Here is a 15,660-nt window from a genome sequence, read left to right on the forward strand (position 1 = left end):
CATTTTCTTTCTTATCAGCTGAAAATCTTCTTGCTAATGATTTCTTTCATGATTTCAGAGGTTCCCCCATAAATACGTTGTACTCTCGCATCGGTGAATGCTCTGGCAATCGGATATTCTTTCATATATCCGTAGCCGCCGAATAGTTGCAGACACTTATCCACCACTTCTCCTTGTGCTTCAGTGGCAGAAAGCTTTGCCATACTTGCCGTAACCGTATCCAATGTCCCCTCGACCATACGCTTTATGCAATCATTGATAAATGAGCGATTGACCGCTACTTTCGTTTGTAAATCCGCTAGCACGAATCTTGTATTCTGATATTCAGCAAGAGTTTTTCCAAATACTTCCCTTTCTTTGACATACTGAATGGTTTGATCCAGAACACCTTCCATAGAGGCAACTGCCCCCACAGCAATCGTCAGTCGTTCCCGAGGGAGTTCACTCATTAATATTTTGAAGCCTTCATTTAATCCACCGAGGATCTTATCTTCTCCAACCCAAACATCTTCCAAATACATTTCAGAAGTATCACATGCTTGAAGACCTATTTTGTCTAGGTTTTTTCCTCTCGTAAATCCTTCCGAAGGGATATCTACAAAGAAAAGGCTTATCCCTCTTGATGGTTTAACAGTCTGATCTGTTTTAGCTACGACAATGACAAAATCACATTCTTGACCATTCGAAATAAAGGTCTTTTGGCCATTCAGTTTATATGCTTTTTTCGCTTTGTCATAGACCGCAGTTGTTTGGATTCCCTGTAGATCGCTTCCCGCTCCTGGTTCTGTCATCGCAACTGCTGCAACTAGCTCCCCTGTCGCCATCCCTTTTAAATAGTAGGATTTTTGAGCCTCTGTCCCGAAATGATAGATATATTGGGATGTAATCGTGTCATGAACAGATAGATTGGTAGTCACAGCACTATATCCGAGTTTGGCAAACTCTTCAATCATGGCAATAGAATAGGTGAATGGAGCACCGAGTCCCCCATAGGGTTCAGATATTTCTGTCAAGAGAAATCCTTGTTCACCTAATTTTTTCCAAAAAACGCGAGGGATACTTTTCTCGCGTTCCCAATCATCGTAATATTCAGATATTCGCTTGCGTGCAAATTCCCTAATACTCTTTCGTAGCAATTCGATTTCTTGTTCTTCCACTTGATTACCTTTTATTGTGTCCATCTCTTTTCTCCTTTCGTCATCTAGGCGGTAACCTTGTTGCCCCATCCAGTCGAATGACTTCTCCGTTTAGATACGTATTTTCGATCATGTGTACCACTAATGAAGCAAATTCAGAAGCTTCCCCAAGACGTTTCGGATATTCCATTTGGGCTTTGATTCCTTCTAAAATATCCTCTGTAATTCCACCAGCCATTGGTGTTTTAAATAGTCCGGGTGCTATGGCATTGATGCGGATGCCATAGTTTGATAGATCACGAGCTATAGGTAGCGTCATTCCAGCTATACCCGCCTTACTCGCTGAATATGCCGCCTGACCCATTTGACCGTCATAAGCTGCACCAGAAGACGTGTTAACGATTACGCCTCTTTCTTGAGAATCCTCCCTTTCGTTTTTCACCATTTGTTCAACAGCTCGGCTCAATACATTGAATGTACCGACCAGATTAACATCTATCACTTTTTTGTAATATTCAAGAGGGAAGACTCCTTTACTGCCATAAGTCTTGACCCCTATGGCAATGCCGGCACAATTCACACAAATGTCAATTGATCCAAACCTTTGATAGGCTAGGTTTACCGCATATTTCACGGATTCTTCATTTGTTACATCTGTCTCTATGGTTTCTAAATTGTCTTTACCTAGGCGCTCTTGGATATCATGAAAATTTTTGATATCACGATCTAGGACGGCAACGTTAGCTCCTTTTTGGATGAGTTGTTCAACTGTTGCTAAACCTAAACCTGAAGCACCACCTGTTACAATCGCTGTTTTTCCTTGAATATTCATGATATTCCTCCTCGTTAATATGTTGTTTTTAATAGAGTGATTGCTGCTACTGCTTCTTCGAGTCCGTATACGCCTCCTCCGTTTTCAGCAAGTGCCACTTTGGCGTTGTCGACTTGTCTTTTCCCAGCCTCACCTCGAAGTTGTGTGACAAGTTCATAGATTTGCCCAAGACCTGTGGCTCCAATCGGATGGCCTTTTGATTCTAGACCTCCTGAGGGATTGACAGGCAAGCGTCCTCCTATACGAAACTCGCCTTTTAAGCTACGTGCCCCACCTTCTCCAAAATCACAAAAACCGAGATTCTCCACTTGAATGATTTCGCCAATAGCTGTCGCATCATGGACTTCAGCAACTGATATATCTTCCGGTCCGAGACCTGCTTTTTCATAAGCTCTCTTCGCGGAAAGCACTGTCAGATGACGGTCAACTTCTTCAGGTCTTCTATTCGACCCCGTTTGAATGACGGAAGCTGCTACTTCAATTGCACGGCGCTGGTCTTGCAGTTTCTTTAGACCTTGTTCTGTACAGACAACTGCGGCAGCTGCTCCATCACTTACTGGTGAGCACATTGGAAGTGTAAACGGATAAACAATCGGTGGTGCTGCTAAAATTTCTTCGATGGTAAAGGATTTTTGGTACTGAGCGTGATCATTATAAACGGAATGTTGGTGATTTTTTGCTGCTACCGCTGCGATTTGCTCTTGAGTTGTGCCGAAGCGATTCATATGAAATCTAGCAAAATATGCATAGACATCCATAAACGTACTGTATTGATCAGCGCTTTTAGCATTACTTGGCAATTTATATCCCTTTTCTAACTGTTGTAACACTGCTAAATTTTCTTCTGGTGTTTCCACGTCCCAAGCCGAATCAAATATGCTAAAGTCTTTTCCACCAGACTTTTTATACATTTTTTCAGCCCCTATAGCTAAAGCAAAATCACCTTCTCCTGCTTTTAAAAATTGAATGGCTTGATTTAAAGCGGTACTCGCACTTGCACAAGCATTTTCCACATTCACAACAGGAATTCCTTCAAATCCAAGCGGACGAACAGCTACTTGCCCGCGCACAGCATGCTGGCCTTCAATTGCCCCTTGTCCTGTATTGGCAAAGTAGATGGCTTCAATCCACTCCTTTGGCATGTTTGCGTCCTTTAAAGCATTAACTACTGCGATTTTTGTCAAGTCTTTCAGTGTGTAATCGTACAACTTTCCAAATTTCGTCATTCCTACGCCGACAATATAATATTTAGTAATAAAAATACCTCCCATACTTACTTACTTACTTACTTACTTACTTACTTAGTTTTTAACGAATTCCATTGTATGTTCACCAAGTTTTGGAGCCTTCGATTTGGCTATTGCTGGTGTACGAGACAACTTGATTGGGCTTGCAATTCGCTTTATCGAACTACTAGGTCCATATGCCACGTTTTGAAGCATAGCGCGATGCTGAATTTGTGGATTAGAATCTAATTCATCCAAATTTAATACCGGTGTGACACATGCATCAAGCTCTGCGAAGATTTCCATCCATTCATCACTTGTTTTTTGTCTTAATATGTTTTGTACTTCAACAATAAGCGCAGGTTGTTTGTCTTCCTCATCGTTTTGTCTCTGGATAAATACTGGTTTCCCAATAGCTTCGCAAAAAACTCGCCAGAACTTTGGTTCGATTGCTCCTACCGAGAGGTATCGATTATCGGATGTTTCGTAGACTTGATAGCAAGCATATCCCCCATTTAACAAAGATTCGCCTCGTTTTATTTCCTGTCCCGTATAATGAGCAGGCATAATGAGATGCATCCATGATAAGACACCATCTAACATCGAAATATCTACCATTTGTCCTTCACCGCTTTTCGACCTTTCAAGGAGAGCAAGCAATATTCCGATAACCGCCGGCATAGCACCCCCACCAATATCTGCAATTTGTGCGGATGGCACGATAGGTGTTTTTCCTTTTTCCCCCATCAGACTCAGTAAACCCGCATAGCTCAAATAGTTTAAATCATGACCCGGTCGTTTGGCATAAGGTCCATCTTGACCATAACCGGTAATCGCACAGTAGATTAAAGCTGGATTTACTTTTTTTAGTTCTTCATATGCAAGATCCAATTTTTTCATCACCCCAGGTCGGAATGACTCCACAAGGATGTCGGCTTCTTTGACCAATTCGAGAAATTTTTCCCGACTGTGTGAATCTTTAAGATCTAAACAGACACTTTTTTTGTTACAATTTAAAGAGTGAAAAGATGCGCTCTCCGTATCAATCTTCGGTTCATATTGCCTAAGATAATCACCAATTTCCGGTTCTTCAATTTTAATGACTTCTGCACCGAAATCGGCGAGTATCATAGTACAATAGGGTCCCGGGAGCAAACGGGATAGATCCAGTACTTTAATATCTCGAAGTGGCATGCCTACTCCTCCCTTCATTTTGTAAGCCCTTTCATCTACGCTCGAATAATACCCTTTACAGTAAAATGCATGACTTCAGCTCCTTCTTGGTTATATACGATATTTTCTAACGTTATTAAGCCTCTCTTGCCGTCAGATAACTTGCGCATCTTAACCACTTGTATTGTGGCGACCAATTGATCACCCGGTCTAACAGGAGCCGACCAGTTTAACTGTTCGATTCCCGCACCTCCGATAGCGTCTTCCCCAAAGACATCTAACTCCACCCACTTAGACCAAATACCAGATAATGAATGAAGTCCTGATGCAATTATTCCGCCGTAAATACTTTTTTTTGCCGCCTCTTCATCGATATGAAAATATTGTGGATCATACTTCTTCGCAAAATCTACAATTTCTTTTTTTGCAAATGTATAAGGCTCGGTTTGAAACTTGTCTCCTATTTTAAGTTCATTCATCTTCATAACTTTCACCTAGCTTTCAACTTGATCGTTTGGAGTTTTCAACACCATACGCATGAGATAAAATGCGATCATTTTGGAAAGCTCGTGTTTACTTTTCTTTCCACCTTCAGAATACCAATGCATAAGCCAGTTCATGGCACCAAGAATGAGGTTTCGAACGATTTTAATGTCTGCTTGTATGAAAACCCCTTGCGTTATTCCTTCTTGAATCAACTCGTCAAAATGTTTTTCATAGCCGTTTTGCAACCTTAAGATATGCTCGTATTGCTCATTCGATAATATACTTTCCGAACTCAGCATACTCTCAAACCCAGTCCGTTCATGAATTACATATTCAATATGTTGGCTAATAGCTTGACTAACTTTTTCTTCAGCAGGCAAATCACTTTCCTCAATTTCAGCGATATTGTTAAGACTATTTTCGAGAAGATATACTTGGCTTTGATAAAGTAAATCTTGTTTATCTTTGAAGTAGTAATAGACGGCACCTTTCGTCATCAATAGCCTCTGTGCCACATCTTCTAATGTCGCACCTTGATAAGTCTTTTCAGCAAATACACTAATTGCAGCTTTCATAATTGCTTCTTTTTTTTGCATAGCTTTTTTTTCTCGCAAGTTCATTTGTTCCACTTCCTTCAGTTCATTAACACTTTTTATTCTAAAGGGTATTTTTTTAAATATCAAGTATCTTTTTGAATAATCAGAATTTATTTTTGAAATAAAAAACACTAATCTAATGATTAGTGGCTTTATCGTTCAACTTGTATGAAATTTAGCATTTTACTATTTTGATACACAGCCTGTTTAATTTCTTAATTTTGTCGCCGTTTCTCTCTATCAATACTTAATTAGATTAAAATGTAATCTCTTCTAATTATAGTACATATAGCAACCGAATTCTGATACATACATCTCGGTTTAACATGGAGGAGTGAGCATGATACCGTCGTTATAATATGGAACCTTTTGTCAAGCATTTCTCTGGGGAATCATGCTAGATACTTAAAAGCAGCTTTATGGAAACCGGCAAAAATCTGGTTGCGCAAAATTACAGAAAAGACTGTACCGTAAAGTTATCTAGTCTCTGTCGTCCCTGCCTTAGGATATAGTAAAAAAATGGATGTTTACTACCTATACTTCATGCATTTAATTATAGTAAAAAAAACACTTGGATTTGTATTTTCTTACCTCATATTTATCGGGTTTTTGTTTGTTGGAAATAAAGCAATGCAGTTAATGAAAAGACTAGACATTAAGTGGTCAAAGTCTGGCCAAACCGTGGAAGCCGAGTGAAAATTGCAATAACATCTCATTTTCCCTTAAAAGCTACTCATCAGCCCATAAAAGCTAATGAGTAGCTGCATCACGTATTCTTATCAGCAAATGGTTTATAGAAAGGAACTGTTATCGATGGATGTAGGTCTAGGTACTTCTTCTTCCGCAATATTACTTGTGTTGGTTGTAAAACTTAATGTCAAGATCAAAGCTAAAGATAGCCATATAAAGACGTTTTTCTTTTTCATTTCACAAATCCTCCCACTTCGTAATAAAATTTTGTTTAAACAGAACTTGGATAGATTTTTGATAATATAAATTCGCTGCTTTAAACTTACTTTGCTTAAAATAATAATCCGCCAATAAAATGGAATACTTTTGTACATGCCGATTGTCATGGACCATCTCGAAATGACTTATTCCTTTCTTTAGTACTACTTCAAGCTCATCTGTCGAAGAATGGAAAGCTCTATATATTTCAAAATGACAATAAAAGGAATGGCATTCCGTATTATATTTATTCTTTATATCCTCTATTGCCTCCAAGCCTTTTTTACACCATTTAAGAACCTCTACATGATTAGTTTGCTTAGAATATTCCTTAATAATGGAAAGAATAGTGATCAAATATCCTTCCGCATTAAAGTTTTTTTCCTTGCTTTTTAAGCTGAGCTTGTAATACTCAATTGCCTTATCATGACTCTCCTGTATTGCATGCAAAGAACCTATATTTTGATAGATCATCCCTTCATAATCAACTACTTTATAATCTATCACCAGTTTTTTAGCTAGATTATAATTTTTTTCTGCTTCTTCGTATCTTCTCATTTTTTTATGTGCAGCCCCAATAACGATGTAACTATCAATCGCCCTTTCAAAAAGGAGATTATCTTTATAGTACTTTAACGATTTTGAAGCATAATTAATTGTGTTAAAAAATTCATTACATTTAAAGTAAATCAAGCTAAGTACATTGTAATAATCCGCCATTTCCCATTCTTCATTCGTAATATTATGCACAAATTTCAGGGATTTCTCTAATCTACATAACGACTTGTAATAATCACCATTTAAATAAAAATAGAGACCTATATTTAGATTAGCTAAAAATCTTTGCTTTTCATCAAAACTCTCTTCCGTTTTTATGATCACCTCATACGCGGATTGTAAGATGTCTATCTTTTCATTCAGTATTAACCGTAATCGGAACATATATAGGTTATAAGTATGATAATTTTTTAGTTGTAAAAAGTAGGTTTTTCGAGTAGAAAACTCATCTAAAGTTGCTCTTATCCATTTCTTATCCCTTTGAATGATTGCCAATTTATATAGTTCGGAAAAGGCATCTATGAATTTGTTTTCCTCTTCGTTTGATAATTTATCTATTTCTAAGTTTAGCCTTTTCAGTAAAAAAGTTATTACTTCCTCGCTTGGAACTGTAGAATTATTCTCGATTTTGCTGAGATAGGAAGTAGAACAGATCCCTTTCGCCAAGACTGACTGTTTGATTTTTTGGTTTAATCTCTCTTGTTTGATGATATAACCTATACTACTCATTTTTCCCCCACCTCTATGAATGTAGTACATATAATAGTTCTTTAAAAACAGTAAAAATCCTTTATCAATCGCTCAACATTTTACGACAATAACATTTGAGAGGGTTCGTGCGGTGATGAACAAGTGTGATATATAGATATGTCTTGTATCCAAAAAATATTATATATTATTAAAATTTCCTCCTTTTATGAAACTCGAGGTATTTGCGTAAAAATAAAGATAAATATAAATAGATATTTCCCAACTTATTTTTGTTCTAAAAACGTTTAATTTTTAGTAATATTTAGGAAAGAACAATTACTTTTTACTAAATAATCATTTCTTACAATTATACCTTAAGTAATACAAAATTATGTAACATTTAATATCTTTTTACAAAAGTGGTTGTAAAAATTGCAATGAAATCCCCTTTATAGGACAAGATATATGTTATATACCAGGAAATAGCACATTATTTCTCTCACGCCAGATCAGAACGAAAATTCTAATTTGTGAAGGAGTGACAAAATGAGTTCCGAAAAACAGAAGATTATTCAAGAGTTTTTAAGATGCCCTTCCAACAAAACACTTTTGGAAGAGTTCAAATCTACTCATTCAGAAGAAATAAAACAAAAAATTGATGCTAAATTTAAACAGTATTATCAAAACTACCGAATATTATCCTACCTTATAAAAGTTTTACACTATGAAAGTAAACATTTTGATAAAAAGATGCGCACTTATAAGAATAGATACCAATTAATCCTCCCAAGTGATTTAGAAAACGTAAACTTTACTCCAATTTACTTCGAGAAATCCTATTCCGATTCAGTTGAATTTTCTAACGACATTGCCGACCATATATCTAGCGAAAAACTATTTAATAGTTTTCAAACACTTACAGATAGACAAAAGCAGATACTTTCGCTTGTATATGTAAGGCAGATGACAGATAAGGAGATTGCCCACTATTTAGGAATTACACAACAAGCTGTCTCAAAGACTAGGAAAAATGTAATAAAAAAAATTAGAAAGGAGAATACACATGATTGATGCGGGGAACATTGTACAATTAATTGGCAACTTCGGATTTCCAATCGTCGTTTCTATTTATTTATTACACCGCTTTGAAAATAAAATAGAATCCCTTGAAAATGCCGTCAACAGCATTCAGAATGTAGTAAATAGTAGTATTGAAAAAAGAAAAGGAGGTGAATGAATGAACGAAACGGATATTCTGATGATTATAAAACAGCTAGAACCGAAACTACAAAGTGTATTATTTCAAACAAGTAATGACTGCAGAGAAGACCTGGAACAAGATTTGAAAGAACGTATTATCAAAATTATGAAAAATAATATTAACCTTGAGGTCCCAGGATTTTTTGACTTCATAGGAGAAGAACTGATGCTAGACTATTCTGAAGGACTAACGAGGTGCTGAAACAATTCTTTATTTAATATTTCTTACATTAACTATGTCACTAGCATTACAATTAATCATTGGAACTATTACCATCCGTATATGAACTGCACCTCCGTTGTTAGTAAAAACTAACATTTGTAGGTGCAGTTTTTAATACGCGTAACTAGAATTCTAAAATTGTATACACAGATTTTTCTATTCCAGGAAAGAGTCTGTATATACTCATTCCGATTAACGATTCTATCTCTTTTTTTATCTCATAAAAACCTTTCCAACGAACCGCAGTATATGTATTTGTACCATGCCTTAAACCAACTGAAATGAACCGTTTCTCAAGTGTGGTAAATCCATTTTCATCCGCTAAAGCATCACATAACGTAATCACCTTATTGTACAAATCATAATTACTATTCCCATTTAAAACTTCCACTAATTTATCCTTCATATAATGTGGGACATTTGTCCAGTCAGTAACGGCTTCTATATTTTTATTTTCACAAGGAAATGAATGTGTCACACATATAATTGCGTTTCCCATATAACCAAGTTCGTCTAAATACATATAACCATCATAAGAATGGATAACAGATGGGGTAAATCCTTTATACCTTCCTATATCATGAAGAAGCCCTGCACAATAGGCGATGTCGCAGTCCAGATTATATCCTTTTTTGGCAAGCTCCGAAATAATGTATTCTGCAGCTTTCGCAACGTTAAGCGAGTGTTTATACCAAGGTCCTACATTTTGTTGGTAGGCTTGTTCAAGTAATTCAGTAGCATAAGCTCTATCTGTTATATATTTCATAAGCGACTTTGAATAGTAAATTCATTTAGCAATTGTTTAAAGTGTTTGACCTCTTTCATTATTTGATTTGGTTGGGTAATAAAGTCAGCGGTTTGATACACGTCCAACCACTGTACTCCAATTGTCAAAACACCAGCGGAAACTCCTGCTACTACATCAGCCTCGCTATCTCCAACAAACATCGCATCCTCTTTGTTTAGATCAAGTAGAGATAATACCTTCAATATTCCTTCTGGATGTGGTTTCGGCTCGATGACATCATCCCCTGTAACGATTACATCAAATAGATTGTCCATTTGAAGCGCTTTTAATGAAATTTCTAAACTCCTTCTTGCTTTCCCGGTAACAATAGCTAGCTGACATCCTTTTTCTTTAATAATTTTTAATAAATCATCCACTTCACTATTACGCTCAACTAATTGTACATGCTTTTCTAAATACTTTTCATAATACAGTTCAATTGCTTCTTCTTTATTAGGATGAATAAGATTTTCTCTAATAATCCCTGTTTCTGATGGACCAAACATCGCTCGTATATCTTCGGGAGAGAGGTTTTTATTATCAAACTCCTTAAATACACTTTGAAATGCGTAATAACAAATAGGTAAAGTATTAGCTAGAGTGCCGTCAAAATCAAAAATGATTGCTTTCATATTTTCATACCTCCGAAAATAGTATCAACTCACTCCAATTTTACCAAATATTCATAATTTAAAATACTATATTTTGGCAAGTACTGAAATTTACAATTCATCTCGTATTAACTATTAATGATTCGGGACTGAAATATTTACTTTCAAAAATTTAGGAATTTACAATGCTAAGGAATTCCAAATAAAAAAGCCCAACTTCTCTACAAATTAAAACAGAGAAAATGGGCCTTTCCTTTACTTCATTAAATTGTACGATTGTTTATTCTAATCTAATTATTTTGCTCAAGGCATTCATAAACCGCCATCAAATCTCGTTTATTCAACTCGCGGATACGATTAAAAATCGGAATAGCAGCAACCGCCTCAGTATACAAGTTCTTATCAACAACATCACTTACTTTACCAGTATGCCATGTTTCAACTGCGATACCTTCGACAACTTCCTGAAGTCCTTCCTCATTGATACCACTTGCATTACAACTCACACAAGGTATCGTTAATTTTAATACGCCATCATGGAGATTTTCTTCTGTAATGACTTTCTTTCCTTTACAGAACGGGCATGGATGACTTTTTTTAATTTTATTAATTTGAGTAACTATTTTTTTATATCCAAAAGCTTCATAAACATACGTTAGTTTTTTGTACTTCCCATTGGTGAAATACTGATCAATGATTGTTTCTCTTGTCTCTGTGATATTGTCAAAATCACAGATCGTAACCTCGTTGTTTGTGCTGATGGATTCGATATTGTCTCTAATTCTTTCCCAAAACGGTAAAGCATTTTGTAATACTACTTCATAACCAGCAAAGCTCGCCATTTCCAACTCGAACATTTTCAGTGCGACTTGTGTTTCGCGAGGCAGCAGGGAGACATCTTCCGTCAATGTCATCTCACCGCCAACAATCGATTTCATTTTTACCAGTTCCGGTAACATCCCCACTGTTTTCAACACTTGATCGAGTGGTTGATGAATAATCTCGCGAATATCTGTGTCGCCAAAAGAGAGTTTTTTATAATGGTTTAACACAGTACCTTGACAAATTGGACAGGCAATTTTTTCTTTCGACTCTTTCATTTGCTCTTTAATAATCGATTTGGAAATGACCATATACATACTAAGAATCGTATTAAAACCTACCCATGTTCTACGTGCTTTACCTTTCTTGTCATAAAAGGACTTTTCGAAATACCCGTACCAAAATGTATGTTTTTCTTCATCTGACATGTCATTATAGCTTTTTGTCAGATCATGCCCGAGCTCATTTTTAATTTCTTCAAATATAAATTCTAATTTGGCGTATTGATAATATTTCAATACTTCCATCACTTCTGGATACAATAGCCCATCCCAGAATGGAACATTTTTGTCTTGTATAACAAGTTCTTTATCAAATATTTCAATCGCAAGACGTCCCGAGCATGATGGACAATGATTGTCCTGTGTAAAGAAATCAAAACTTCTCGTGTCTTTATTGGTCGGATGCGCAGCCACAATATGGTTGATCAGTCCACCAATTTCATAAAGAAAACTGTATTGGCTATACAAATGTCTTTCCAGATCAATCGCAATAACAGGTGCAATTTTATTTGATTCGTACTCTCCATAAATTAAACGGGCCATGGAGGATAGGCTTTTTAAAATACCACCTTTATAAATGTTTTCTGCATTTTTAAAATAGTCGATATGATTTTCTTCTAAGTAATGAATACCCGATTGCTGTTTAAGTGTGGAAGAAATAGCTGACGGAGTAGCGATATCCTCCTCATTTTGAAGATGATAATAATCATCGTGACTAACAACATCCAGACGCTCTACTGGTGTAAGCCGTCTTTCACCAAAATCTACAATATAATCAGCGTTTTCTAGCATATAAGGATTATGTTCAATCATAATCATCGAGACAGATTCATCTTCTAAAATAACCCTGACACTATCTATAAATTGATTTAAAATATTTTGTGATAATCCTTTTGAAGGCTCATCGAAAATAAAAAGCGTATGTGGATTTTTTGTATTGGCAAATAACTCAGAAACTAAATGGACACATTGAAATTCGCCATTCGATAAGGACTGTGTTTTTCTTTCTAACGTCAAATAACCAAGTCCAAGTTTGATCAATAAACTTAAACGCTTATGAGCAATGTCTTCATTTGGCAGTTCATCTATAATGTCTTCAATCGAGCGCTCGAAAATATCATCAATATCTTCACTATATTTTGTCAGTTTCTTTTTTATGTCTAGAAACGTAGCAACTGTTGACCGACTGGTAATCGATTGGTTTCGATTTTGCCCCACCATTACTAATTTATCTTTTGGATATCGCTTCAGAAAATCTTTCGCTATACACTCATTGACAAGTGTAGATTTACCACACCCAGACTCTCCTGTAAAAGTGACAATTCTGTTTTTAGGAATTTGAATTTCAGCCATTTGTATATTACGACTGTGAAGATCATGAAAATGATAATATTCTGTTGGCATTTCCTGATTTCGTTCCCGATTGATTGGTTTTGGACGTGGGGATTCTTCTACAATTTTCCCGCCGTACTTACCACTACCTGGTCCAAAGAACAATTGTTCATCCGATGTGTCGAGCACTGTGTCTGAATGATCAATGAGCCAAATTTGATTTTTATAGCCTAATTTTTTAATCTGCTCTAAAATTTTTAGTAACGTTTGATGATCAAGACCTACAGAGATTTCGTCAATAATAATAACCGTATTTTCACTAGAAGACAAAAATTCTGCCAAGTAAAGTCGCGTTAGTTCTCCACCAGACAATGTTCCCATAATGCGATTTATCGTTAAGTAACCAATATTCATATTGATTAAATTTTGAAGAATATGTTGTTTCTCTTCACTAATATGTAATTCTTCTGCTAGGGTTAGAATCGATTCAATGTTTAAGTTGTTAATATCCGAAATATTATGGGGTTGACCCAATAATTCAATATTATATTGCAATGTTTCTGTATTATAGCGCCTGCCCTCACATTTTTTACATTCGACATTTTTCGTAGTTCCTCGCCCTTTACAACCTGAACACCAGCCTAATTCATTATTAAATGAAAATACTTCTGGTGAAAGATTAAATTTTTCGGCAAGGCAAACACGAATGTCTGTGAACACACCAGTATGCGTGCCAATTGTGGAACGAGGATTGGATGAAATGGATGATTTTCCGAGGAAAAGCACTAAAGGCATTTCTTCCATCTTTATTGCACTGAAATTGGTTTCCATAATATTTGGAAATAAATACTGATATTCAGCCTTAGGCAATAAAGAAACGAGACGCTTTTTAGATTCTTCCCCAATTGTTTGACAAAAAGTGGTTTTACCGGAACCTGACAAACCAGCAATTCCTAATGATTTATCCGTCTGTAATGCTACATTTAAATGGTTAATATTGTTCGCAATTAGTTGATTTATTTTCATAGAAAAACCCTTTCTATACTCAAAATTTAGTATTGCCCTGTTCGTAAAAATCCAAATGATCAACAGTTAATCATTTTCCAATAAAGTGCTCCTTATCATAAGGAAAGAGCGCAATTCTTGTTACGGAATTGCGCCCTATTATAAATGGAAAAATAATAATTTTTACAGTTCTGCTAACACTTTTTCAAGCTTATCTGCCATATTCGTCCAACCATAAGTTGCACCCTCAATAGCTCCTGGGCGAGCTTTTGTTTCTTCACTAAATCCAGATTGATCGAGATGTAGTTGGATAGTCCCATCTGCTCCTTCAGTCAAAGTCCATATAACAGTAGTAGTTTCTCCAGCACTTATCCAAGTGTAAGATAATTTATGTGGCTCGTCCACTTCAAGTACTTCACCATCTACAATGCCATCCCACCATTCAGAAGGCTCTGCCTTAAACTGAAATTTATATCCAACAATCGGTTTAAAGTTATTATCCCAAATCCATTTTGAAAGCATATCTGAATCTATTAAAGCGTTCCACACTTTCTGAATTGAACTTGTAAATTCAAAATCTAGAGATACATCTGGTTTCATTTTTCTTCCTCCAATAATAAATTTAATTTGATAATTCTTTGTTTCCAAAATCCTTCGTAATAAGATACCCAATCTTGAATTTCTCGAAGTGGAGTTGCATTCAACCGATACCTTGTTTCTCTACCAATCCTTCGTGCAATTACGAGATCAGCATCTTTAAGGATAGCCAAATGCTTAGAAACTGCTGTACGACCCATTTGAAAATGTACCGTTATCTCATGTAGAGGTAATTCCTCCACATCCGCTAACATTTGAAGTATTTTTCGCCTTGTTGGATCGGCAACGGCTTCATAAACATCTCTCGCTTGACTTTTTTCGTTCAAAATCACCCTCTCCTTATTAATTGGACACCAATTGGTGTTATTATTATATGACACTAATTGGTGTCGCGTCAAATTTTACTTTAGTTACAAGGTGACCATTCTCTTCATTTGTTATCAGATGGAGAAATAAATTTGTACAAAAACATGGATATTAGCAATTATATTAATATCCAGCTTTGTGTTATCTGTTTACTGGTGTTAACTGTATTGAAATGATATGATCCGCTATTTGTATTTCTGTTCCCCTAACTACATTTTCATTCATTACTAAATTTCGCATTAATAAGTTTTGTTCGAACATACGTTTAAAATTTTCAAAGACAGTTTGAAGTTCTTTATCTGTTTTTACAGTAATATCAACACGCAAATCAATTGGAAGGTTTAATTGTTTTCTATATGCTTGTATAGCTCGAATTAGTTCTCTGGCCAATCCTTCTTGTAGAAGTTCTTTGGTTAAAGAGGTATTTAAAGTAACGGCGTGCTCACCATTTGATGCAGATGCGTATCCATCCTTCGCTATCTTTTCAATTTGTACATCTTCTAACTCTACTTTACCATTTTCGTATTTTACAAAGCCTCCTTGCGTAAACTGTTTTATTACGGAACATATCGGGCATTACTCGCAATTTAGAATGGCATATGGGAAAGAATTAAAAGTAAAGCATCACGGTCATGGTCGTCTCAATCCAAGTAAACTTGTTATTTTAAGAATTGGTTGCTTTCACCAGTAATTTGGTTGCTCTTATGATGATTTGATTGCTTTTGGAATAG

At 35.9% G+C, this 15,660-nt stretch carries 17 protein-coding genes; 3 read left to right on the top strand and 14 right to left on the bottom strand.

The window, feature by feature from the left end:
* Positions 1-14 precede the first annotated feature (14 nt).
* The 8 genes from FG383_RS01325 to FG383_RS01355 form a co-directional block, all read right to left on the bottom strand.
* A complete protein-coding gene (locus tag FG383_RS01325; protein WP_142605045.1) occupies positions 15-1,181 on the bottom strand; it encodes an acyl-CoA dehydrogenase family protein in 1,167 nt (388 codons plus the stop codon).
* A 16-nt stretch (positions 1,182-1,197) separates the two neighbouring features.
* Positions 1,198-1,968, bottom strand: coding sequence for an SDR family NAD(P)-dependent oxidoreductase (locus FG383_RS01330; protein ID WP_142605046.1), 771 nt, complete (start codon positions 1,966-1,968; stop codon positions 1,198-1,200).
* Between the two features lie 14 nt (positions 1,969-1,982).
* Positions 1,983-3,239 carry a thiolase family protein gene (locus FG383_RS01335; protein ID WP_221887496.1) on the bottom strand — a complete coding sequence of 419 codons (1,257 nt, stop codon included), beginning with the start codon at positions 3,237-3,239 and terminating at the stop codon, positions 1,983-1,985.
* Positions 3,240-3,269: 30 nt separating this feature from the next.
* Positions 3,270-4,388 carry a CaiB/BaiF CoA transferase family protein gene (locus tag FG383_RS01340; RefSeq protein WP_142605047.1) on the bottom strand — a complete coding sequence of 373 codons (1,119 nt, stop codon included), beginning with the start codon at positions 4,386-4,388 and terminating at the stop codon, positions 3,270-3,272.
* Positions 4,389-4,423: 35 nt separating this feature from the next.
* A complete protein-coding gene (locus tag FG383_RS01345; RefSeq protein ID WP_142605048.1) occupies positions 4,424-4,852 on the bottom strand; it encodes a MaoC/PaaZ C-terminal domain-containing protein in 429 nt (142 codons plus the stop codon).
* A 9-nt stretch (positions 4,853-4,861) separates the two neighbouring features.
* Complete coding sequence (locus FG383_RS01350; protein ID WP_142605049.1) at positions 4,862-5,473, bottom strand: TetR/AcrR family transcriptional regulator; 612 nt, start codon at positions 5,471-5,473, stop codon at positions 4,862-4,864.
* A 767-nt stretch (positions 5,474-6,240) separates the two neighbouring features.
* Positions 6,241-6,375 carry a hypothetical protein gene (locus tag FG383_RS21440; RefSeq protein ID WP_281285224.1) on the bottom strand — a complete coding sequence of 45 codons (135 nt, stop codon included), beginning with the start codon at positions 6,373-6,375 and terminating at the stop codon, positions 6,241-6,243.
* Position 6,376: 1 nt separating this feature from the next.
* The gene (locus tag FG383_RS01355) at positions 6,377-7,684 is read right to left on the bottom strand and encodes a helix-turn-helix transcriptional regulator (RefSeq protein ID WP_185907811.1); all 1,308 of its coding nucleotides are present in this window, start codon (positions 7,682-7,684) and stop codon (positions 6,377-6,379) included.
* Between the two features lie 507 nt (positions 7,685-8,191).
* Between FG383_RS01355 and FG383_RS01360 the strand changes: the two genes are divergently transcribed.
* Genes FG383_RS01360 through FG383_RS01370 form a run of 3 tightly spaced genes read left to right on the top strand, consistent with a single transcriptional unit; the run spans position 8,192 to position 9,107 of the window.
* Entirely contained in the window at positions 8,192-8,716 is a 525-nt protein-coding gene (locus FG383_RS01360; protein ID WP_142605051.1) for a sigma-70 family RNA polymerase sigma factor, read from the top strand.
* The gene (locus FG383_RS01365) at positions 8,709-8,882 is read left to right on the top strand and encodes a YvrJ family protein (RefSeq protein ID WP_142605052.1); all 174 of its coding nucleotides are present in this window, start codon (positions 8,709-8,711) and stop codon (positions 8,880-8,882) included. The genes FG383_RS01360 and FG383_RS01365 overlap by 8 nt, the downstream gene beginning before the upstream one ends.
* The gene (locus FG383_RS01370; protein ID WP_142605053.1) at positions 8,883-9,107 is read left to right on the top strand and encodes a hypothetical protein; all 225 of its coding nucleotides are present in this window, start codon (positions 8,883-8,885) and stop codon (positions 9,105-9,107) included.
* Positions 9,108-9,252: 145 nt separating this feature from the next.
* Here FG383_RS01370 and FG383_RS01375 read toward each other — a convergent pair whose 3' ends face one another.
* The 6 genes from FG383_RS01375 to FG383_RS21075 form a co-directional block, all read right to left on the bottom strand.
* Complete coding sequence (locus FG383_RS01375) at positions 9,253-9,894, bottom strand: HD domain-containing protein (RefSeq protein ID WP_142605054.1); 642 nt, start codon at positions 9,892-9,894, stop codon at positions 9,253-9,255.
* On the bottom strand, positions 9,891-10,547 hold the full coding sequence (locus FG383_RS01380) for an HAD family hydrolase (RefSeq protein WP_142605055.1): 657 nt from the start codon (positions 10,545-10,547) through the stop codon (positions 9,891-9,893). Before FG383_RS01380 ends, FG383_RS01375 begins: the two co-directional genes overlap by 4 nt.
* Before the next feature lie 269 nt (positions 10,548-10,816).
* Positions 10,817-13,987, bottom strand: a complete 3,171-nt coding sequence (locus FG383_RS01385; RefSeq protein ID WP_142605056.1) for an ATP-binding cassette domain-containing protein — start codon at positions 13,985-13,987, stop codon at positions 10,817-10,819.
* 162 nt (positions 13,988-14,149) lie between these two features.
* Positions 14,150-14,566: an SRPBCC family protein gene (locus tag FG383_RS01390; protein WP_142605057.1), complete on the bottom strand. Its 417-nt coding sequence runs from the start codon at positions 14,564-14,566 to the stop codon at positions 14,150-14,152.
* A complete protein-coding gene (locus tag FG383_RS01395) occupies positions 14,563-14,889 on the bottom strand; it encodes an ArsR/SmtB family transcription factor (protein WP_142605058.1) in 327 nt (108 codons plus the stop codon). The genes FG383_RS01390 and FG383_RS01395 overlap by 4 nt, the downstream gene beginning before the upstream one ends.
* A gap of 181 nt (positions 14,890-15,070) precedes the next feature.
* Positions 15,071-15,499, bottom strand: coding sequence for a DUF5915 domain-containing protein (locus FG383_RS21075; RefSeq protein ID WP_221887497.1), 429 nt, complete (start codon positions 15,497-15,499; stop codon positions 15,071-15,073).
* Positions 15,500-15,660 lie beyond the last annotated feature (161 nt).

Origin of the sequence: Psychrobacillus soli (genome assembly GCF_006861775.1) — a bacterium.
Lineage (GTDB): Bacteria > Bacillota > Bacilli > Bacillales_A > Planococcaceae > Psychrobacillus > Psychrobacillus soli.